At 39.5% G+C, this 20147-nt stretch carries 19 protein-coding genes; 12 read left to right on the forward strand and 7 right to left on the reverse strand.

Annotated elements, in window-relative coordinates; all coding sequences use genetic code 11:
- Positions 1-118 precede the first annotated feature (118 nt).
- Both O2Q26_RS13830 and rsgA read left to right on the forward strand, forming a co-directional pair.
- Complete coding sequence (locus tag O2Q26_RS13830) at positions 119-2098, forward strand: penicillin-binding transpeptidase domain-containing protein (protein ID WP_289216450.1); 1980 nt, start codon at positions 119-121, stop codon at positions 2096-2098.
- 442 nt (positions 2099-2540) lie between these two features.
- A complete protein-coding gene (gene rsgA / locus O2Q26_RS13835) occupies positions 2541-3554 on the forward strand; it encodes a ribosome small subunit-dependent GTPase A (protein ID WP_289216451.1) in 1014 nt (337 codons plus the stop codon).
- Between the two features lie 127 nt (positions 3555-3681).
- Here the strand turns inward: rsgA and O2Q26_RS13840 are convergent, their stop codons facing one another.
- Both O2Q26_RS13840 and O2Q26_RS13845 read right to left on the reverse strand, forming a co-directional pair.
- Positions 3682-4536: a DUF1206 domain-containing protein gene (locus O2Q26_RS13840; protein ID WP_289216452.1), complete on the reverse strand. Its 855-nt coding sequence runs from the start codon at positions 4534-4536 to the stop codon at positions 3682-3684.
- A gap of 156 nt (positions 4537-4692) precedes the next feature.
- Positions 4693-5826, reverse strand: a complete 1134-nt coding sequence (locus O2Q26_RS13845) for a zinc-dependent alcohol dehydrogenase (RefSeq protein WP_289216453.1) — start codon at positions 5824-5826, stop codon at positions 4693-4695.
- 169 nt (positions 5827-5995) lie between these two features.
- Between O2Q26_RS13845 and O2Q26_RS13850 the strand changes: the two genes are divergently transcribed.
- The gene (locus O2Q26_RS13850; RefSeq protein ID WP_289216454.1) at positions 5996-6922 is read left to right on the forward strand and encodes a manganese-dependent inorganic pyrophosphatase; all 927 of its coding nucleotides are present in this window, start codon (positions 5996-5998) and stop codon (positions 6920-6922) included.
- A 22-nt stretch (positions 6923-6944) separates the two neighbouring features.
- On the opposite strand, the gene O2Q26_RS13855 is transcribed toward O2Q26_RS13850, so the two are convergent.
- On the reverse strand, positions 6945-7550 hold the full coding sequence (locus O2Q26_RS13855) for a GNAT family N-acetyltransferase (RefSeq protein WP_289216455.1): 606 nt from the start codon (positions 7548-7550) through the stop codon (positions 6945-6947).
- Positions 7551-7668: 118 nt separating this feature from the next.
- Between O2Q26_RS13855 and corA the strand changes: the two genes are divergently transcribed.
- Entirely contained in the window at positions 7669-8619 is a 951-nt protein-coding gene (corA, locus tag O2Q26_RS13860) for a magnesium/cobalt transporter CorA (protein WP_289216456.1), read from the forward strand.
- Positions 8620-8758: 139 nt separating this feature from the next.
- Here the strand turns inward: corA and O2Q26_RS13865 are convergent, their stop codons facing one another.
- The 3 genes from O2Q26_RS13865 to O2Q26_RS13875 all read right to left on the reverse strand — a co-directional run bounded on the left by O2Q26_RS13865 (position 8759) and on the right by O2Q26_RS13875 (position 10081).
- Positions 8759-8899, reverse strand: a complete 141-nt coding sequence (locus tag O2Q26_RS13865; protein WP_289216457.1) for a hypothetical protein — start codon at positions 8897-8899, stop codon at positions 8759-8761.
- A gap of 23 nt (positions 8900-8922) precedes the next feature.
- On the reverse strand, positions 8923-9255 hold the full coding sequence (locus O2Q26_RS13870) for a hypothetical protein (protein ID WP_289216458.1): 333 nt from the start codon (positions 9253-9255) through the stop codon (positions 8923-8925).
- A gap of 76 nt (positions 9256-9331) precedes the next feature.
- Positions 9332-10081 (reverse strand): SDR family NAD(P)-dependent oxidoreductase, encoded by a 750-nt coding sequence (locus O2Q26_RS13875; RefSeq protein ID WP_289216459.1) that lies wholly within the window; start codon positions 10079-10081, stop codon positions 9332-9334.
- A gap of 126 nt (positions 10082-10207) precedes the next feature.
- Between O2Q26_RS13875 and O2Q26_RS13880 the strand changes: the two genes are divergently transcribed.
- The 5 genes from O2Q26_RS13880 (at position 10208) to O2Q26_RS13900 (ending at position 15693) form a co-directional block, all read left to right on the forward strand.
- Complete coding sequence (locus O2Q26_RS13880) at positions 10208-10741, forward strand: HD domain-containing protein (protein ID WP_289216460.1); 534 nt, start codon at positions 10208-10210, stop codon at positions 10739-10741.
- 334 nt (positions 10742-11075) lie between these two features.
- Positions 11076-12350, forward strand: coding sequence for a molybdopterin molybdotransferase MoeA (locus tag O2Q26_RS13885; RefSeq protein WP_289216461.1), 1275 nt, complete (start codon positions 11076-11078; stop codon positions 12348-12350).
- A gap of 13 nt (positions 12351-12363) precedes the next feature.
- Positions 12364-13383 (forward strand): GTP 3',8-cyclase MoaA, encoded by a 1020-nt coding sequence (gene moaA / locus O2Q26_RS13890; protein ID WP_289216462.1) that lies wholly within the window; start codon positions 12364-12366, stop codon positions 13381-13383.
- Positions 13384-13862: 479 nt separating this feature from the next.
- On the forward strand, positions 13863-14288 hold the full coding sequence (locus tag O2Q26_RS13895) for a YwpF-like family protein (protein WP_289216463.1): 426 nt from the start codon (positions 13863-13865) through the stop codon (positions 14286-14288).
- A 43-nt stretch (positions 14289-14331) separates the two neighbouring features.
- Positions 14332-15693: a TrkH family potassium uptake protein gene (locus O2Q26_RS13900; RefSeq protein ID WP_289216464.1), complete on the forward strand. Its 1362-nt coding sequence runs from the start codon at positions 14332-14334 to the stop codon at positions 15691-15693.
- A gap of 44 nt (positions 15694-15737) precedes the next feature.
- Here O2Q26_RS13900 and O2Q26_RS13905 read toward each other — a convergent pair whose 3' ends face one another.
- Entirely contained in the window at positions 15738-15857 is a 120-nt protein-coding gene (locus tag O2Q26_RS13905) for a YjcZ family sporulation protein (protein ID WP_289216465.1), read from the reverse strand.
- Between the two features lie 487 nt (positions 15858-16344).
- Between O2Q26_RS13905 and O2Q26_RS13910 the strand changes: the two genes are divergently transcribed.
- From O2Q26_RS13910 to O2Q26_RS13920, 3 genes are read left to right on the forward strand one after another with little or no spacing between them, the layout of a single operon-like run.
- On the forward strand, positions 16345-17826 hold the full coding sequence (locus O2Q26_RS13910; protein WP_289216466.1) for a phytoene desaturase family protein: 1482 nt from the start codon (positions 16345-16347) through the stop codon (positions 17824-17826).
- Positions 17823-19304 carry a phytoene desaturase family protein gene (locus O2Q26_RS13915; RefSeq protein WP_289216467.1) on the forward strand — a complete coding sequence of 494 codons (1482 nt, stop codon included), beginning with the start codon at positions 17823-17825 and terminating at the stop codon, positions 19302-19304. Before O2Q26_RS13910 ends, O2Q26_RS13915 begins: the two co-directional genes overlap by 4 nt.
- Before the next feature lies 1 nt (position 19305).
- Positions 19306-20142 carry a phytoene/squalene synthase family protein gene (locus tag O2Q26_RS13920; protein ID WP_289216468.1) on the forward strand — a complete coding sequence of 279 codons (837 nt, stop codon included), beginning with the start codon at positions 19306-19308 and terminating at the stop codon, positions 20140-20142.
- The last annotated feature ends 5 nt before the right edge of the window (positions 20143-20147 follow it).

The raw sequence follows: 20147 nt of genomic DNA on the forward strand, positions 1-20147 counted from the left end.
GGTAAAAAAGTTGATAGAAATCTATAACACTTTAAATTATAATCTTATAATCTGATTTGATATAATTGTCTTATAATGCTTCAAAAATTTAGGGATAATGAAGCACAAGGAGGCAAAAATGAAACAGATTACAGCATTACTGCTGCTGGTACTTGCTCTATTAGGCTGCTCTGAACAACCTGAACCCTCAGGCACTTTAGAAGCTTATATGCAAGCCTGGCAAGATGAGAATTTTGAGGAAATGTACGAGTTACTTAGCGAGCAATCAAAAGATAGAATTAATGAGCAAGAATTTGTTGAAAGATACTCTACTATTTATGATGGAATAAATATGAATAACCTTCTGATTACATATGATGAACCCGCAGAAGATGAAGATTTTGCTGAAGAAGATCAACCGTCCTTTAGTTATGAAGCAGAAATGGAAACACTAGCGGGTGCACTTAACTTTGCTAATGAGGTGCAGCTAACGTTTGAAGAAAATGAAGAAGATGGTAAATGGCTTGTAAATTGGGATCCTTCTATGATTTTCCCTGGCATGGAGGAAGAAGATACGGTCAGTGCACAATCCACTTCACCTGAGAGGGGTGAAATCTTTGATGTTGAAGGTGATCCTTTGGCTGAAAATGGAGAGGTACAGCAAGTCGGATTTGTCCCTGGTGAGTTAGGTGAAAACGAAGAAGAAGCGAAGGAAGAAGCAGCTGATATTTTAGATATATCTGTAGAGGATATTGATGGACAGCTTAATCAATCCTGGGTTCAGGCTTCATCTTTCGTACCCGTTGGATCGATTGCTGCCGGCGATGAGGAAAGAATTGAAAATATAAGCGGCATAGAAGGTATACAGCTTCAGGAAAAAAGTGCCCGCGTCTATCCTGAAGGGGAATCAGCAGCGCATTTAATTGGATACATATCCGATGTAACTGCAGAACAGCTTGAAGAGGTTGGTGATCAAGGTTATTCTGCTGGAGACCAAATAGGCCAGGCAGGTCTTGAATATGTACTAGAAGATGATTTACGAGGGCAGGCAGGAGGAAAGGTTTCCATCCTTGATGAAAATGATGAAGAAAAAGAAGTATTAGCAGAGAATGAAGCGGTTGATGGTGAAGACTTCAATCTTACCATCGATAAAGAACTACAGCAGGCTATATATGAGAGCATGGAAGAAGAACCGGGAGCTTCTTCAGCTATTGACCCAACTACAGGCGAAGTGAAAGCCTTAGTCAGTTCGCCCAGCTACGATCCTAATGACATAATTTTAGGTAGGAGCAGCGTGGAGACTACAGTTAATAGGTTCAATAAGACGTATTCTCCAGGTTCAACATTCAAGCCGATTACTGCAGCCATCGGACTTGAAACTGGCAACATCGATCCTGATGAGGAAATGTCGATCCCGGATAAAACATATACGGAAGACGGCTGGGGTGGTTACTCTGTCAGTAGAGTTGATGGAGCAAATGTAGACGACAAGGTAGATCTAAGGGATGCTCTAGTGCGCTCTGACAATATTTATTTCGCTCGCTCCATATTAGAAATCGGTGCGGATTCATTTATGGATAAATCCAAGAATTTTGGTTTCTCAGAAGAAGTCCCTTTCTCTTTCCCAATCGAGAATTCTCAAATTGCTAATGAGGAAGAAATCACGGAGGATGTTTTACTAGCCGATACAGGCTATGGGCAAGGACAAGTGCAAATGAGTACACTTCACCTTGCTATGACGTACACTCCGTTCATTACAAATGGAGATTTACTAGAACCAACTCTTATTCAGAGTGATGAGACCGAACAAATCTGGAGAGAAGATGTAATTAGTGAAGAGTCTGCATCTCGCATCCGTGAAGATCTTAAGGCAGTAGTCAATGATCCAGAAGGTTCCGCTTATGAACCTCAGCTAGAAAACGTAAGTCTGGCTGGCAAAACTGGGACTGCAGAATTAAAAGAGTCACTCGACGATGAAGATGGCCAGGAAAACGGATGGTTTATCGCATGGGATACAGATCAGGAAGATTTATTAGTATCCATGATGATCGAGAATGTCGAGAATGGAAGTTCGGAAGCTGTTTCCAAAGTTAAACAAGTTTTTGAAGAAATGAACTAATCAACAACAAAAAGCCCTAAGCCACTTTGATTAAATTTGGCTTAGGGCTTTTTTGATAAAAGATTCATGTTAGTCACTCGCAGCCATCAACCGAAGTCTTGCTGTTTTGCTGCTTAGACTCTCTCGTTTTATTAAAAGTCATGATGAATTTACAAATCGGAGCAACCCTGTAGAAAAGGGGCAAGTTGAAATTTTAGTAACTAATTTCTGCAAAGGGGGTACATTGCGAGGATGATAAAAAGAAGAATCAATTACTAATCATTTATACTTATCAAAATCAACTGACCAAAACCTTGGATAGTAAGATATAATAAAAATAATTAATGTAGAGGAGCTGATGTTTTATGAGAAATTATATTGATCTACCCCGTCCATGTCAACATTTTAAAAATGGAGGACCCATCAGCTGAATCGGTGTCCTCCTAAATTCAGGAGGAATAGAATGGAAAAAACCACAGTGCCCGAGTATGTTAAGTCACAGCGAGTGAGTGAGGAAAAGATTGGTCGAATTGCGAGAGTGAATGGTGAAAGTTTTGTCATATGGGATGAGCAAAAAAGCTACTTCTCCCAAGTGTCAGGTAAATTTCGCTACGAATCTAATGAATGGCCGATCATCGGTGATTGGGTAGTTCATAAACCGCATTCGAATGACCAAGCTATTATTCACAAAGTATTGAATAGAAAGACAGTACTTTATCGAAAAGAACCCGGTACTCTGCATCAAAAGCAGATGATTGCAGCAAATATAGACAGCGTATTTATAGTGACAGCGTTAAAGAATGACTTTAACTTGCAAAGGCTGGAAAGGTATGTAATGCAAGCCTATGAAAGTGGCGCTAAGCCAATTATCATTTGTACGAAAAGTGATCTAGTCGAGAATTATGATGAGTATAGAGCGGAAATTGAAAACTATATTCCTGCAGTCCCTGTTTATGTGATAAGCAGTTTTGACGGAAATGGTATGGAAGATTTTATGTCTGAGCTGAAATCAGGGGAAACTTATGCGTTGATTGGATCGTCCGGGGTGGGTAAGTCGACTCTCATCAACCAGTTATTAGGTCAAGACGTTTTATTAACGAATCAAGTTAGAGAACAGGATGGGAAAGGACGTCACACGACAACTCATCGAGAAATGTTCCTTCTTCATAACGGCTCTATCGTTATGGATACCCCCGGCATGAGGGAGATACAAGTTTGGGGAGAGTCTGAATCTTTGGATTTAAGTTTTTCTGATATTGATCAGCTGGCTGAGGACTGTAAATTTCGTGATTGTGAACATAACGAGGAACCAGGGTGTGCGGTGCAGGCTGCTATATCTAATGGGGGCATGACCATTGATCGTTTGAAAAGCTATCACAAGCTCACTCGCGAGCTTGAAAGATTAGAACTTAAAGAAAAATATGGGGCTCATCGGACAAATCGAATTCTTCATAGTCCTAATTCCAAAAAGTTCTAGTAGTTATTAAAAAAGAAGAAGGGCTGGCCATAAATAGACTTTTATGGCCAGCCCTTCTATACATCACTCAGTTAAGGCTTCATCTACGAAGAAGAGTGTGGTCTTTCATTTAAGTCGGTATAAAGTGCTATTGTTTTCCGAAACTCATTTTTTCATAACGGCCTCTTATGACTTCATATATACCGTATAGTATTAAACCTACGGCAACGATTCCTAACATCCATTGGCCAAAAGGTTGTTGTGATATTTCAGCCAAAGCCCCGTCTAAACCTTTTGCTTCATCTGGATTGGATGAGAAGGCTGTCTGAATGAAAAAGAATCCGACGGTGCCTAAAACAATTCCCCTCGAAATGAGTCCCATTTTTCCAGAGTTTTTGGCGATTTTCCTTTCATGGTCATCCATCTCACTAATATTGAATTTTTTCATGAATCTCTTAGTAATGCCGCTGTAAAATTCACTAACGCCGTAGCCGATTATAATTGCCCCGAGAAGTCCTACAAGCCAGGCCCCAAACGGTTGGGACAGGAGTTGAGCTGAAATGGATTCTTCAGAATTACCGCCACCGCTGCCAGCGTGCATGGCTATTTGAATAGCGTTTACGGCTAATGCACCATAAATCACGCCCCCGATCAAGTAACAAAAACGGATAAACAGCCCTTTACTATCGCTTCCTTTACGTGATGTATCCTTAATCGATTTAATGACGAGCCAGGAAATATAACCAATCAGTCCGATTCCAATGATCCATAATAATATTTCACCAAACGGAATACTAGCCAGGGACTGAAACATCCCGCCGGTACCGGTTGTTTTCCCACCGACTCCTACGGCAGCCATTAAGGATAATAAACCGACTAGAGCATATACGGTCCCTTTCGCCATATGTCCAAATCGCCCAAATCTTCTTATCCAAGGTTTAATGTCTTCGTTAGTATCCACACCATTCGTTTTGTTTTTTCCCTTAGATAAAGTAGTCGCCATGTGTCATTTCCCCTTCAATACAATTTTAAATTCTACCATTTAATTCCCCAAAAAAAGACATGCAAACCAATAAAAAAAAGCGGCAACCGCAAAGTTCCCGCTTTACATTATATCTATCACTACACTGTTATTTGTAGAACCTTATAATATTTATAATTATGGTTTTAAAATGACTTTAATGTTACCATCTTCTTTTTTATCGAAAATATCATAACCTTTGGCTGCATCTTCAAGACTGATGCTGTGTGTAATGATATCTGTCGGATCAAATTCATTATTTTCAACCATATCATAAAGTTTCGGCATTAGATGAATAACTGGTGCCTGTCCCATTTTTAAAGAAATGTTGCGGCTGAAAAAGTCACCTAATGGAAAAGCGTTGGCCTCTGTACCGTATACTCCAGTCAATTGTACCGTTCCGAATTTTCTAATTGATTGTGAGGCTGTAATAATCGGACTGATTGTTCCAAATTGATTATCATGGTCAGAACCGAATTCCTCACCAGGTGAGACGGTGCCATCCATGCCTACACAATCAATGATCACGTCGGCACCGCCATTGGTCTCATTGTAAAGCAGAGGCCCGATTTCTTTAGTATCTTTAAAATTATAGGTTTCCACATTGTTCGTTTTCTTAGCGTGATTCAAGCGATGATCTACTTGATCCACAGCAATTACTCGCTTAGCCCCTTTAAGCCAGGCGAACTTCTGAGTCATCAATCCTATAGGACCGCTCCCTAAGACAATTACTGTATCTCCATTCTTAACTCCGCTATTTTCCACACTCCAGTATGCTGTTGGAATGACGTCAGATAAAAATAGCACACTTTCGTCATCAAGGCTGCTTGATTCGGGCACTTTAAAAGAGGTGAAGTCAGCATAAGGTACACGTAGAAATTCTGCTTGTCCTCCAGGATAGTTCCCGAATGGTTCTGTAAAACCGAATAGTCCGCCTGCATCACTGTGGGGGTTGGAATTGTCACATTGGCTTTCCATTTGATTGCTGCAGAAAAAGCATTCTCCACATCCAATATTGAATGGGATGACCACTCGATCACCTTTTTTAAGATTTTTCACGTCTGGTCCAACCTCTTCTACAATACCCATAGGTTCGTGCCCGACGATATAATCTTGCTCCGGTTCAATACCACCTTTATATAAGTGGAGGTCAGAGCCGCAAATACCACTTGCAGTAATTCGAACAATCATATCATCACTTAATTCTATAGAAGGGTCTTTTACATCCTTTACGACCATTTTTTCTTTGCCCTGGTAAGTAACTGCTCTCATTCATTACACTTCCTTGTTAACAGATTTAGGGTACTATAACCATTATTTTAGAATAGTAAACATAGTGGTGAATCATCCATTATGGCGCACTGATAGACGTATCAATTAATTTCCCTTATAATCGGAACTGGAGTTTAACTACATAACGAATAGAAAAGGAGAGTGTCTTATGACAAAAAAATTAGTATTCGGTCATAAAAATCCTGATACAGATACCATTTGTTCGGCTATTGTTTACGCTGAGCTGAAAAACAAAATCGGGGAAGAGGCAGAAGCTGTACGTTTGGGAGAAGTAAGCAGTGAAACCCAATACGCATTGGATTATTTCCAAGTGGACGCTCCGCGTTTAGTTGAAACTGTGGCGAATGAGGTGGATAAAGTCATTCTAGTGGACCACAATGAACGCCAGCAAAGTGTTGATGATATCGATGAAGTGGAAGTAGCTGAGGTGATCGATCATCACCGAATAGCGAACTTTGAAACCAATGGTCCGCTTTATTACCGTGCTGAGCCTGTTGGATGTACGGCTACCATATTAACTAAAATGTTTAAAGAAAATGGGGAGGAAATCTCTAAGAGCCAAGCTGGGTTATTGCTTTCTTCCATTATATCGGATTCTTTACTTTTTAAATCTCCAACGTGCACAGACGAAGATGTGAAGGCAGCGAAAGAGCTTGAGGCTATTGCAGGTGTTGACGCTGAATCGTATGGTTTGGAATTATTGAAAGCCGGGGCAGATATAAGCGGACTTAGTGCAGAAGAGCTTCTTTCTCTAGACGCTAAAGAGTTTTCAATGGGTAATTCTAAAGTCGAGATTGCACAAGTAAACACAGTAGATACCGAAGAGGTGCTTCTACGTAAAAGTGAAATTTCAAAGGCGATTAAAAATACGATTTCAGATAAATCTTTAGGTTTGTTTGTATTTGTAATCACAGACATCCTGACAAATGATTCGACAGTCATTGCTTTAGGTGATGAGGCTTCTTCTGTAAATAAAGCCTTCGGAGTGGAACTGAAAGACAATCAGGCCGTCCTTGAAGGTGTAGTTTCCCGCAAGAAGCAAATAGTGCCTCCTTTAAATGAGCAGCTTGACTAAGAAAACAATCATGAAGAAGGGCTTATTCCAATTCACGGAGTAAGCCCTTCGTTTTATTTATATGCTCGTACCATTCTTCTCTTAGAACACCCATACGGATGGAGTCGTAATGTTTTCCCTCATAGATTCTGCACTTTCTCATTCTTCCTTCTAATTTCATCCCAAGTTTACGTCCGACTTGCATCATTCTTTCATTCCTGGACCATGTAGTCAGACCCGCTCTTGCAATAGGTAAGTTTTGAAACAGGTGGTCTATCCACAACGTTAAAGCAGAGGTACCATATCCCCCGTTCCAATACTCTTTATTATATATGCCGATACCAACCTCCAGCCATAATGACGGCTTATGCTCCCAGTAATATGTGACCGTGCCGATGATTACATTATCTACTTCGATAAGAAGCCTCGAATCCGGTTCCCCATTTTTAATTCGTTCCTTTCGAGCGTTCTCGTGACTGCGATAACTTTCTAAAGTGTGGGGTTCTAAGGGATAATACGGCGCATCCCATTCTTTCCATTCAGGATTTGGGCTGCTGTAAATCAGCTCCCACAATGTTTTGGTATCTGCTTCATTAATACTTCTTAATTGTAGTTTGTTATTCAACAATTTAGTTTCTGTAGCAACCATGATTTCCCCTCCTAAAAGAAAAGCTTTATTAGTCATCGTATCACACGATTCATGAAAAGTATGTTTTAGAATGAATGAGCAGGGTAATTAATTTTCGTAAGCAGAAAAGGGTGATTATATGATAAGTGTTTACGGTTATTCAAAAGAAGAAGGTCTTCAAACTTTTACTTCTTTAGAAAATATGGATCAGGCTGCTGTAGAATGGTATTGGGTGGACCTTGATTCTCCGACTGAGGAAGAAGTGAAATGTTTAGATACATACTTTCAGTTTCATCCCTTAGCTATAGAAGACTGTTTGCATGACTTGCAAAGACCAAAGCTTGATTATTACGAGGACCATACTTTTTTTGTATTTCATGCCCTGCATCAAGAGTCAATGGACCGCCAGGAAATCAATTTGTTCCTTGGTGAGGGGTTTGTGGTTACATTTCACAAAGAGCCTTCTAAAGAAATAGAAGCTGTAAAAAGTATGCTGACCCGACATAAAAATCAGCAGGAGCTGGATGAGTATTATGTTCTTTATCAACTATTAGATAAAGTCGTGGACCGTTATTTTCCAATCGTGTATGAAATAGAAGATCATATCAACGAAATAGAAGATAATACACAGAATTTGTCTATGGAACAGTTGTTAGAAGAATTATTTGACCGCAGAGGAGAGCTGCTGCGAATAAGGCAAACGGTACATCCTATGAGAGACCTGCTATACCGGATGTTGAATACGCATCATCTAGATGGAGTGAAAGAGAGAAGAGAGTACTTTGCCGACATTTATGACCATCTGATAAAGGTAGCTGAAATCGTCGGGTCGAATCGGGAAATGACTCAGGATATAAGAGACAGCTATTTATCTTTGAACTCTCATGAGACAAACCGGACAATGCAGATTCTTACAGTGATTTCAGTTATTTTCATGCCGTTGACTTTCGTTGTAGGAGTGTACGGGATGAATTTTATGAACATGCCGGAACTGAATACAGAGTATGGTTATTTCGTAGTGTGGGGACTGATGATCGTTATGGCAGTCGGAATGTTCTTTTGGTTCAAGAACAAAGGGTGGTTTGACTGATTGATGAAGCAAGCCGAATAAAACAGGCTTCTAATTATAATGTTTCCTGTTCAAATCAGTTTATTTCGTTAAATAAAAGATAAACAATGCCGATATTCCTCGTCAAGAGGATATCGGCATTGTTGTTTATCTATTCAATTTAAACTAATAAGTAATTTGCAATGACCCAAAGTATTGAAAAAAATATAAGTAAATAAAGAATATACTTCAATCGTTCCAATGAACCACTGGTTTTCCGGCTGGATTGATCTTCTTTTTGATTACCTGAAGGCTGGCTCATTTTATACACCTCATTAAAGATGATTAAACGAATATAGATGTTTGACTATTCACTTGAGCCTCGCTGTATTTGGAACGAACACTGATATCATCAATACAGTCTTCCAGTTCATTGTGTATCGTATGATAGACTTCTTCAATGTTTTCACCATCAATGATCATTACCGCAGGCTGGTCTGTATTCACGAACAAAAAGAAAGATAACAGTTTAGTTAAGTGACCGGCATCTGCGATCAAATGGTCCTGGTGCAGGTAAATGTTGCGCTCTTTATTGGAAGAGTATTTATAAATATTTACAATCTGAGTAGTAGATAATGGCTGGTTGAAACGAATTTGATAAGAAGATAATTGACTCATTCCTTTCACCCCCCTGCTGCTTCATTTTCTTACAATAATATTACCCGAGTCATCTTTTTTTAAAACATGACAGATATCAATGTTCATAAATCATTTTTCTTGTCATTCCTCCATCTACCGTCAAGTCAGTTCCTGTTAAGAAATCGTTCTCTTCATCTGTCAGATAAAAGCAGGCTTTTGCTACATCTTCAGGCTTTCCTACCCGATTACTCATGTGTTGTTTATGATCGATCTCTCTTAGATCAGAATAGTTTTCTGTTTGGATCCATCCGGGACTGATCGAATTCACTCGAATTTGAAATTCAGATAGAGAAGCTGCAAGAGCGTGGGTGATACCTATAATTCCGCCTTTACTTGCTGCGTATCCTTCAGAATTCGGTTCTGACATGTAAGCGCGAGTTGAAGCGAGATTTACGATTCTTCCATTTACCCCGTTCTTTTTCCAAATTTGTGTCGCATGTTTTGAAAGTAAAAAAACACTTCGTAAATTCGTATTGATGATCGAATCCCAGCTTTCCACTGACAGCTCTTCTAATGGTTGAAATTCACTAATACCGGCATTATTAATTAATATAGTAAAAGATCCCACTTCATCTAGTATTTTATTATATAGCTGATCAATCGACTGAGGGTCGCTGACATCACAGTAGAAGAAAAAGCCATCTCCACCATTTTCACGTATTTCTCCTAACAATTGCCTTCCGTGCTCTGCGTCATGGTCGGCCATGATTACTGTAGCGCCATTTCTAGAGTAAGCGTGAGCAAGATGTCTGCCAATCCCGTTGCTTGCCCCTGTAATTAATACTGTATCGTTTGCAAATTTCATATTTTATTTCCTCCTATACTTTGTTTCTATTTCCTTATTCCATGAAAATATAAACCATTAAAGTAAACGGAGTGCTTGAGGATTCACCTGATAAAATGGTATATTCTTTTGAAAAGAGGTGATAGGATGGCCCGCGTAACTTTAGTAGACGTTTTTAAACATAGAATTACTCAGAAGTATTTGCAGCGCTCAGGAATACATCATGCGGTCACAGTGGCAGGCTATGCCTATGATTTAGCACTTGAAGCTTCAGTATCTCCCGACTTAGCCACAAAATCTGCTCTCCTGCATGACATGGGACATTACGAATGGTACCTTGATGGGAAATGGGATTATGAGGAGTATAGAAAACATGATATCCATGCGATTAAAGGAGCTGAAAGAGCCCATAAATTGCTCATTCGTCTAGGGGAAGACCGCTTAGTAGCAAAAGAAGTTTCTTTAGCTGTATTGCTGCACACAGACAGCTACCTTCCTTTTTCATTGTCAGGGAAAAGAACTTCGTTACAGGATGTAGTGGCAGAAGCTGACCGCAAAGATGAACAGCCGAATGGGCTGCATCATTACAATAAAATGAGCCCAAGCAGCGCGATCAAAAACCTCAGTGTTCTCGATAAGAAAATAACAGACTATTATGAAAATAATATAGAAGCAGAATAGTACACATCCTCTGATTAGACCTCGCGTAAGGTAATCTTGTGGCTTTTTTAACACGGATTATTCATTTGAGGAAGGAAGAGGTCTGATGGTCTTTAACATTTTTTTCTATAGAGTTTCAATTACAGTAAAGAAGAATAGTAATACTGTAAAGCAGGAGGAATATAAGAAAGCTAAGGAAAAACTATTGAATCGAAAAGCTCAATACCACAACTTGTACTAGATTTAAATCCTTACCTGAGTCGGGGAAGGATTTTTTTATGCTTTAAAATTTTTGTATTTTATTATAATTTTCGTTATGGTCAATTAAAGACGTTATTAGAAGGTAGGAAAGAAAATGAATTTACATAGAGAGCCAATACCTGTTGCAGAAGCGGTGAAGCGTGTGCTTAGTTTAGAAGCAGAAAATTATATAGAGAAAGTAAAAATTGAGAACAGTTATGATAGAATTCTGGCTGAAGATATAGTAGCCACTCATTCTATTCCTCCATTCAATAAATCTCCTTATGACGGTTTTGCAATCAATTCGGAAAGTACGAATGATGCTTCAAAAACATCTCCGGTCCATCTTCATGTTATAGAAGAAATTGGTGCCGGACATAGAGCCAGCCGGGCTATTGCACCTGGAGAAGCTGTTCGTATTATGACAGGAGCAGAAATACCTGAAGGTGCTGATTGTGTAGCGATGTTCGAAATATGCCAAACCTATGAGGCAGAGGACAAGTCTTATATGACAATTAAACGCCCAATGGAAAAAAGACAGAATATTATTGAGCAGGGCTCAGAAACAAAAAAGGGAACCTTATTGGTTGAAAAAGGCACGGAAATAAATCCTGGGGTCAAAGCTTTACTAGCCACATTCGGTTATTCAAACGTGCAAGTCTACCGAAAACCGGTAGTTGGAGTTTTTGCAACGGGGACAGAGCTTCTTGATGTAGATCAGGCATTAGAGCCAGGAAAAATCCGCAATTCCAATGCATATATGGTAACAGCTCAGATTGAACGGAGCGGTGCGGAACCTTTATATCTAGGAAAGCTGGCGGATGAATTTGATCGTTGTTATGAAGCGGTAAGTGAGGCTTTGAATAAGGTGGATATGCTCATTACTACTGGCGGAGTATCTGTAGGTGATTATGACTTGATGCCTGACGTATATGAAAAATTGGGAGCAGAGGTCCTTTTTAATAAAATCGCAATGAGACCGGGCAGTGTCACAACTGTTGCTCAAGTCAACGGACAGTTAATGTTCGGTCTATCTGGCAATCCCTCAGCCTGTTATGTAGGGTTCGAGTTATATGTATATCCTTATATCCAAAAATCATTAAATAAAACTGAGCCGTATCACTCAATCATTGAGGGTATTCTAGGAACTGATATAATGAAACCTAATCCATTTACCCGTTTTATAAGAGGGTCCGTAGCTTATGAAAAAGGAAAAGTTACAGTGCACCCCGCAGGAATTGATAAATCAGCCGTTGTAACTTCACTTGCGCACACAAACGCATTTATAATTTTAAAAGGCGGCACTAGAGGTTACCAAAAAGGGGACGAGGTTCAAGTCCTTCTTTTGAGCCCAAATGAGGGATCACAGTTTTTTCAAATAGACGCTTAAATTAAGAAAGGGGATGTCGACTTTGGTTCAATACGTTTTAGACAAACACGAGAGACCGATGAAAGACTTACGCATCTCCGTAATTGATCAGTGTAATTTCCGCTGTACTTATTGCATGCCTGCAGAAATTTTCGGCGATGATTATGCATTTATGCCCCAATCAGAATTGTTAAGCTTTGATGAAATCGTTCGATTGGTTAAAATATTCGCCCAATTCGGCACTGAAAAAGTCCGTATTACTGGTGGGGAACCTTTGATGCGCAAAAACATGGATGAATTAATTACTCGAATTAAACAAGTTGAGGGAATAAAAGATGTAGCGATCACAACCAATGCTGTGTTTCTAGTAAGACAGGCGCAAAAATTAAAAGCAGCAGGACTGGATCGTGTCAATATCAGTCTGGACGCTATAGAAGATGATGTTTTCAAAAAAACGAACGGTCGCGGAATCAAGACGGCGCCCGTAATTAAAGGTATAGAAGCTGCAAGAGAGGCTGGACTGCCAATCAAGATCAACATGGTCGTAAAAAAAGGGATGAATGAAGACCAGATACTTCCCATGGCACGTTATTTCAAGGAGACAGGAGACACATTAAGATTCATTGAATTTATGGACGTAGGAAACCACAATGGCTGGAACATGGATACTGTCGTTTCAAAAAAAGAAATTATCGATGAAATTCATCAAGAACTCCCTTTAGAAACGTTGGAACCAAAGTATTATGGGGAAGTTGCCAATCGTTATCGATACAAAGATGGGTCTTCAGAGATAGGGGTCATTTCATCCGTGACAGACGCATTTTGCAGCAGTTGCACAAGAGTGCGCCTGTCTGCAGATGGTAAGCTATTCACTTGCTTGTTCGCATCAGAAGGGTATGACATTAAGAAGATGCTGCGCAGCGAAGAAGAGGATAAAGCCATCATCTCTAAACTGGTAAAAATATGGACAAGACGTGATGATCAATATTCTATAGATCGTAAAAATAAAAAACCGGTTAAAAATAAAATTGAAATGTCATATATAGGGGGATAAAAAAAGCGGACTCATTAAATGATGAGTCCGCTTTTCATTTTTAGACTACTTATCAGTTTCTCAAGATTCCTTCACTTAAAAGGTAGTTTCGAGTACCTTCCAAACAAGGGGATTTATTGATCAATAAAGAAATTCAGCAGAGCCTTTTTAAAAATAGGCTATGTTAAAGTTGGTTGTTGATATTGATAAGTGAGTTATTCAACAATATGGCAGGATTGTGGAAGCCTTGATTTCGAGACATTTGGTGAGTGGATCAGGGCGGCGCGGAAAGCAGTGATTTCACGGAGCTCTAAACGCTGTCACTCATAACGGAAACGGCCCGAATATCTCGAATCTGAGTCTTCCACTAAAGGGAGCTTATTTGAATATCAATACGGAAATTTAACAGAGCCAAAATTAAAATAAAATTGAAAGGATACTTTGCTCAATCCTTTATCCTCATCTATAATGATGATAGAATTCATACGGAGGTGCAGACTGTGAAAACCTTTAAGCTTGTATCCCTTGATATTGTGGAAGAGAAAAACGAAGACATAACTCAAAGAAGGATTAAGCTGAATGATGGTTTAATTATAAATCGTGAGGATGATCGAGGACGCTGGGTTATTGAAGCATACGTGGATAATATATATGAAGAGTACTTCAGCAGCATTTTACAAACGGAAGAAGAATTGTTCATACAAGTTAAAATTACTAAAAGCAGTAATCAGCCGGCAACATTTATAGCAAAAGTAATTGATATGAATGTAATCGGAAATGATATGAATGTGATATTCATGGGGACGATGATCGATCGACGAAGAGAAAATATTGAAAAAGTACTTAAAACATTATTGGATGAAGGATATCAAGGAGACGAGCTTCTTGACGAGTTCAGAAGAAGAGGCGAAGAAGCCGGGGCATAGGCGCTTCGTCTAGTACATAATGAATTAAAAGGGGCAAAAATTTATGTTATGGGTGAGAAAGCGCAGTTGGAGATGGATTAATGCATTATCCCCATTCCAATTGATTGCGATGTTTTATTTGTTTGCTGTTACAATTTCATCCATTTTAATTGCCCTGCCAGTAGCTCACAATCCAGGGGTGGAATTGTCGTTTATTGACATATTATTTACGGCAGTAAGTGCTGTCAGCGTGACAGGGCTGACGACTGTTCCGACTGCTGAAACATTCAGTACCACAGGTTATTTCATTTTAGCCTTTGTCCTTCAGTTTGGCGGAATAGGTGTTATGACTGTTGGAACAATGATATGGCTGGTTATGGGGAAAAAAATCGGTTTGAAAGAGCGCCGACTAATTATGACGGACCAGAACCAGACCTCTTTCCAAGGCATGGTTCGAATGGTGAAAGAAATCGTCATTGTCGTATTGATTATTGAATTTATAGGGTTTTTAACATTAGGAACTTACTTTTTACAATATTATGATCCTGGCGAAGCCTATCTTCAAGGTTTTTTTGGTGCGATAAGTGCTATGACTAACGGAGGATTCGATATTACCGGACAGTCGCTTATTCCTTTCAGTGATGATTATTTTGTCCAATTCATCAATATGATTTTAATTGTAGCTGGTGCAATAGGTTTCCCTGTACTGATTGAAGTTAAGCAGTATCTTTTCAACAATTATGAAATTCGAACCATACAGTTTTCATTATTCGCTAAATTAACGTCATTCACATTTTTTGCGCTAATTCTTTATGGTGTTGTCATGATTATCGCGCTTGAATTCAATAATTTTTTCGCTGATAAAAGCTGGCATGAGATGTTTTTCTATGCACTGTTCCAATCCGTTACGACACGGAGCGGAGGGCTTGCAACTATGGATATTAATGAATTTGCTGAACATACTCAGCTTTTCATGTCATCGCTTATGTTCATTGGTGCATCCCCAAGCAGCGTAGGAGGGGGTATTAGAACCACCACGTTTGCACTTGTTGTCATTTTCATTTTGACTTTTGCTCGTGGAGAAAAGAATATTCGCGTCTTTCGAAGAGAAATCCATCACGAGGATTTGAATAGGGCCGTAGTGGTAACTATTATGGCGCTGATTACAGTATTCACAGCTGTAATAGCTCTAACCATCAGCGAGCCGTTCTCACTCAATGAAATTATTTTCGAAGTGTGTTCTGCATTTGGAACCGTTGGACTTTCTTTAGGCATAACCCCAGGATTGAGTTCGTTCGGGAAAGCCGTACTAATGATTCTTATGTTTATTGGAAGGATCGGCATATTGACATTCTTGTTCAGTTTCTCAAATGATAGGAAATCAACGAATTACCATTATCCTAAAGAACGAATATTAATCGGTTAAGTAAAAAGCTGCCCCGCTTGTAATAAGCGGGACAGCTTTTTTTATCAGCAATAGAATGTTGCACCTACAATGATCAGTAGGATGAACAACACAACAATTAAAGCGAAACTGCTGCCTGGTCTAGGGCACCTGCGCCCGTGTTGGTATGGACTGTTTGCGTACATGATCTCACCTCCCAAGTGTCTACATTTCAGCCTATGCATATGATGAAAGATCGTATGGGCGAAAAATAAACAATCTTCATTACCTGCAAAGCATCTGCTGCCAGCTCGATCAAACATAACCTGGCTTACGATCGGTTTTTAGAAAGGGCGGCTCTGTCTCCATTTTAAAAATTAGCTTTGCCAAAGGTTCAAATAGAGTAGCGTCATTTTCATTGCTTTTTTTTACCATTTTAGTTATTAACTGATGGTCACAATTAATAACCTTCTTCTAATTTTCACATTATTGTAAAGAAACTATTAGAAAGTGAAATATTATAAGGTAAACTTAGAGTATATAAGTTTATCGAAGGGTATCGTGGAATATAAAACATATTAAAATCCAAAATTTAGCATAAGCACATTAAACAAATGTAATCAATTGCAAGTTACATATTTCATTTGTATACTTTTTGTATAAGTTTTGTATTAGAGAGCAGGTGTAGTGACCATGAAGAAAATTGCAATAGTAGGTGCAGGGCCGGGTGGATTAGCAGCTGCAATGATTCTAGCCAGCGAAGGGCACGATGTTCATGTCTTTGAAAAGCAGGGTTATGTAGGTGGAAGGAACGGCCATTTTAATTTAGGCTCATATACATTCGATATAGGGCCGACGTTCCTAAGTATGCCTCATATTGTAGAAGAGCTGTTTAATCAATCCCACAGAAATGTTCATGATTACTTAGACCTGGTAGAGTTAGCGCCTATGTACGAGCTGCAATTTTCGGATAAGCGTGTCCCTATGTATCGGGATCGTACAAAAATGTTAGCTGAGATTGCAAAGCATTTCCCGGGGAATGAACAAGGTTACTTGAATTTCATGGAAGATACGAGAAAAAAGATGAACGCCTTGCTTCCATTGCTGCAAACCCGACACCATCGTTTGAGGGATTATGTCAGTAAAAGAGCCTTAAAGGCGCTGCCAAGGCTTTCATTAGGAAAGTCTGTATACGATGTTTTATCGGACTATTTCACTGATGAGAATTTAAAAATCGCCTTTACCTTCCAGGCTAAGTATCTGGGAATGTCACCATGGGAATGCCCAGGCGCCTTTTCCATCTTATCCTATATGGAGCATGAATACGGAGTTTTTCACCCGTTAGGTGGGGTGAACCAGCTCTCTAAAGCTATGGCTAAAGTAACGGAAGAACATGGCGGCGCTATTCATTTAAATCAGGGAGTCCAGGAATTTATGCTGGATGGGAAAAGGATATCCAGTATAAAGCTCGATTCAGGAGAAACGTTTGAAGCGGATGAGGTTATTGTTAATGCCGATTTCGCTCAAGCTATGAGCCACTTGATAAAAGATGATACCCTTAAGAAATATTCAAAAGAAAAGATTGAAAAGAAAAAGTATTCCTGTTCGACTTTCATGATTTATGCCGGTGTCGATAAATTGTACGATATGCCACATCATACGATATTGTTTGCTGAAGATTATAAAAAAAATGTCGAAGAAATGACTAAGGATTTAGTGCTTTCAAAGGAGCCATCGATTTACATTCATAATGCCAGTGTTACAGATCCTACATTAGCACCAGAAGGTCACTCAGCAATCTATATATTAGCACCAGTGCCAAATAATTACGCAGAAATCGACTGGGCAGATAAAGAAGAGCAATTTAAAGAACTTGTCTTAAATGAAGTGGAACAGAAGACAGGTTTTAACAACCTTCGTGCTCACATTGTTGAAGAGAAAGTTTTGACACCGATGCAGTGGGAAACAGACCATTTCGTGCATAAAGGAGCAACGTTCAGTATGGGTCATCAACTTTCTCAAATGATGTATTTCCGTCCTCACAATCGATTTCAGGAATTTGATAACTGCTGGTTGGTAGGAGGAGGAACGCATCCCGGAAGCGGACTGCCGACCATTCTTGAATCTGCAAGAATTACGACGAACTGGATAAACGAAATGGAGGCGGCCCAATGATAAAGTCTCATACAGCTATTGTAGGAGGAGGGATTGGCGGACTAGTTACTGCTTTGCTCTTGTCTAATAAGGGAAATGACCGCATTTCAATTTTTGAGAAAAATGACTATCTTGGTGGGCGTCTCACTTACGAAAGGCACGGAGAGTATAAGATCGATCAAGGACCTACCATTATTTTACTTCCTGATATGCTGTTAGATATATTGGAAGAAGGCGGAATGAGACGTGAGGAAATTCCAATTGAGCTTTGTGACCCGCTTTATCACATTCATTTCAAGGACGGAACTACTTATACGAAATATGCAGATACAGAAAAGCAAAAAGAAGAACTAAACAAAAAGTTCCCGGGGAATGAACAAGGTTATGATCGATTTCTCAAGGATATGAAGCTAAGGTTTATGCAAGGAAAAGAGCAGTTTCTAGAACAATCATTTGTAGACAAGAAAAGCTTTTTCACTCGTAAAAACCTTCAAACCCTGTTGAGGCTGAAAGCTTATCAAAATGTAAAGAAAATGATGAGGAGCTATTTTAACGATGAGCGTCTGGTCGAAGCTTATACACTTCAAACTTTATATATAGGTGGACACCCTGAACAATCACCTGCAATGTATTCATTGGTCTCTTACAGTGAGCATACCCACGGAATCTGGTATATGAAGGGTGGGTATGCACACCTTGTGGATCTAATTGTCCAAGAATTAGTAAACAGAGGAGTGGAAATACACACGAAAAGTGAAGTCGAGCAATTGCCGATAACGAATAAACGAATCAATAATATAGAGGTCTCAGGTGTTACAACACCCGTCGATCAGGTGGTTTTAAACGGTGACTTCCCCGTGATGGACAAACTTTTCAATAAAAAAGATCGATTAAATCGTAAATATACTCCATCATCAGGCTGTGTGCTCATTTATATGGGGGTTAATAGACATTTTGAAAATGACACTATTCATCAATTTTTCATGTCTGATAATTTCGACGCTCATATGAATCAAGTATTTACCCAAAAGATTTTGCCTGAAGACCCGTCTTTTTACACCTTCCAGCCTTCATTGATTGATTCTTCTTTAGCTCCTGAAGGGAAAGGTGTACTTTATACGCTGATACCGGTCCCTGCGGGGGAAATGGTAGATTGGAAAGATCGGGAAGTTCTCGTTCAAGCAGTTCTCGATGAAATGGAAAACAGGGGTTTTCCGAATTTACGAGAACATATCGAGTGGATGAAAGTGAGAACTCCAGAAGACGCATCCAAAGAGGGGCTTTTTGCAGGAGGAAGTTTTGGAATTGCACCGACTTTATTTCAATCCGGTGTTTTTCGCCCTCAGCTTCAGCCTTACCCTGTAGATAATTTATATGCTGTAGGGGCGTCTATTCACCCTGGAGGAGGTATCCCTATCGTTATGCAGGGAGCGAAATTACTGGCTGATCATTTGCAAGAAAAGAGGACTTCGAGGCATAATTACAAGCGAGGTGGGTAAAATGACGGACTTGAACAAAGCTTACGATTATTGCAAAAATGTAATTGATAACCATTCTAAAACTTTCTCTAAAGCATTCTCGATGCTTCCGAAACAGCAGAAGAAGGCTGTATGGGCTATTTATACCTTCTGCAGACGAGTGGATGATATAGTAGATGAAGGACTGCATCCCGAAGAAGAGTTAAAAGCCTTTTCTCAAGAGTTTGACTTATTCATTGAGGGCAAACTGAAGACAGATCACCCAGGATGGATCGCGTTAGCTGATGTGTTCGATCATTTCACAATTGATGTAGAACCGTTTCATCAAATGATCGAAGGACAGTGGATGGACTTAAGGCCAACGGATATCGAAGATAAGAAAGACTTATTACATTATTGCTACCACGTAGCAAGTACAGTAGGATTAATGCTGCTACCAGTAATTGCTCCGGGCAAAGAAAGAGATCTGAGGCAAGGGGCGATCGAACTGGGATACGCCATGCAGATCACTAACATTCTACGTGACATAGGGGAGGACTTGGAGCGAGGACGAGTATATATTCCTAGACAAACTATGGAACTTCATCAATATACACATTCAGACCTTATGAACGGCACGATTGACCCATCATTTATTGCATTGTGGGAAGATTTAGCGAAAGACGCAGAAAGCTATTATACTAGTGCTATCTCCACTTTGCCGCAGTATCCTATCTATTCAAGGACTCCTGTTAAGGGCGCTGCGTACATGTACAGAGCTATTCTGACTTCTGTAAGAAATAATAATTATGACGTTTTTAAAAAAAGGAATTATGTTTCTGATCAACAAAAGAAGCAAATTATTGCTGAAATGCAATAATTTGC

The organism is Halobacillus campisalis, from assembly GCF_030345335.1.
GTDB lineage: Bacteria > Bacillota > Bacilli > Bacillales > Halobacillaceae > Halobacillus_A > Halobacillus_A campisalis.

Coding starts and splice junctions, on each gene's coding strand:
- O2Q26_RS13830 (WP_289216450.1), top strand. CDS start 119: ATGAAACAGATTACAGCATTACTGCTGCTGGTACTTGCTCTATTAGGC.
- rsgA (WP_289216451.1), top strand. CDS start 2,541: ATGGAAAAAACCACAGTGCCCGAGTATGTTAAGTCACAGCGAGTGAGT.
- O2Q26_RS13840 (WP_289216452.1), bottom strand. CDS start 4,536: ATGGCGACTACTTTATCTAAGGGAAAAAACAAAACGAATGGTGTGGAT.
- O2Q26_RS13845 (WP_289216453.1), bottom strand. CDS start 5,826: ATGAGAGCAGTTACTTACCAGGGCAAAGAAAAAATGGTCGTAAAGGAT.
- O2Q26_RS13850 (WP_289216454.1), top strand. CDS start 5,996: ATGACAAAAAAATTAGTATTCGGTCATAAAAATCCTGATACAGATACC.
- O2Q26_RS13855 (WP_289216455.1), bottom strand. CDS start 7,550: ATGGTTGCTACAGAAACTAAATTGTTGAATAACAAACTACAATTAAGA.
- corA (WP_289216456.1), top strand. CDS start 7,669: ATGATAAGTGTTTACGGTTATTCAAAAGAAGAAGGTCTTCAAACTTTT.
- O2Q26_RS13865 (WP_289216457.1), bottom strand. CDS start 8,899: ATGAGCCAGCCTTCAGGTAATCAAAAAGAAGATCAATCCAGCCGGAAA.
- O2Q26_RS13870 (WP_289216458.1), bottom strand. CDS start 9,255: ATGAGTCAATTATCTTCTTATCAAATTCGTTTCAACCAGCCATTATCT.
- O2Q26_RS13875 (WP_289216459.1), bottom strand. CDS start 10,081: ATGAAATTTGCAAACGATACAGTATTAATTACAGGGGCAAGCAACGGG.
- O2Q26_RS13880 (WP_289216460.1), top strand. CDS start 10,208: ATGGCCCGCGTAACTTTAGTAGACGTTTTTAAACATAGAATTACTCAG.
- O2Q26_RS13885 (WP_289216461.1), top strand. CDS start 11,076: ATGAATTTACATAGAGAGCCAATACCTGTTGCAGAAGCGGTGAAGCGT.
- moaA (WP_289216462.1), top strand. CDS start 12,364: ATGTCGACTTTGGTTCAATACGTTTTAGACAAACACGAGAGACCGATG.
- O2Q26_RS13900 (WP_289216464.1), top strand. CDS start 14,332: ATGTTATGGGTGAGAAAGCGCAGTTGGAGATGGATTAATGCATTATCC.
- O2Q26_RS13905 (WP_289216465.1), bottom strand. CDS start 15,857: ATGTACGCAAACAGTCCATACCAACACGGGCGCAGGTGCCCTAGACCA.
- O2Q26_RS13910 (WP_289216466.1), top strand. CDS start 16,345: ATGAAGAAAATTGCAATAGTAGGTGCAGGGCCGGGTGGATTAGCAGCT.
- O2Q26_RS13915 (WP_289216467.1), top strand. CDS start 17,823: ATGATAAAGTCTCATACAGCTATTGTAGGAGGAGGGATTGGCGGACTA.
- O2Q26_RS13920 (WP_289216468.1), top strand. CDS start 19,306: ATGACGGACTTGAACAAAGCTTACGATTATTGCAAAAATGTAATTGAT.